The 635-nt window shown below is 66.6% G+C and carries 1 protein-coding gene; it reads right to left on the bottom strand.

The genetic code is table 11. The features are described 5' to 3' along the window. A partial coding sequence (locus ACKGJN_RS16430; protein ID WP_409540649.1) for a glutamine amidotransferase-related protein occupies positions 1 to 537 on the bottom strand: 537 nt, incomplete at its 3' end. Between the last annotated feature and the right edge of the window lie 98 nt (positions 538 to 635).

Raw genomic sequence — 635 nt, forward strand, 5'->3', positions numbered from 1 at the left:
GACCTCGGGATGGAACTGGATGCCGTAGGCCTTGTCGCCGTAGCGGAAGGCCTGATTGGGAAACACCGGGCCGGAGGCCAGCAGTTCGGCCGACGCCGGCACCTCGAAGCCTTCATTGTGCCAGTGGTAGACGTGCAGCGACTGGTCGAGAAAGCCGTTGGCAGCGGGCGTCGGATCAATCTTCACGTAGCCGATCTCGTGCAGCCCGTCCTGGTGGCGGCCGACCCGCCCGCCCAACGCGCTGGCCAGCAGCTGGCTGCCAAGGCAGATGCCGAGATAGGGCCGGCCGCTGTCGACCCAGCGCCCGATCCAGTCGATCTCGTCGCGGATGTAGGGCGCGGAGGCGGCGTCGTTCACGCTCTCGGCGCCACCGTAGACCACCACCGCCGCGTAGTCGTTGTCGACCGGCGGCGGCAGGGTGTCGCCGCGGCCCGGTGAGCACCACTCGATCCGGTAGCCCATCTCGACAAGCTGCGCCGAGGCGCGGTCGTCGCGCTTGCTCACCGGGTGATCGATCAACAGGACTGTCGGCTTCATGACAACTCCACAAACAGAAAGCGGGATGATCGCCCCACTCTTCTTTAGAAACCGTGGGCGGCGATGAAGGCCGCCATGTGAAAGCGCGCCTGGGCAGC

The organism is Gillisia xinjiangensis, assembly GCF_046298265.1.
Taxonomy (GTDB): Bacteria; Bacteroidota; Bacteroidia; order Flavobacteriales; family Flavobacteriaceae; genus Gillisia; species Gillisia xinjiangensis.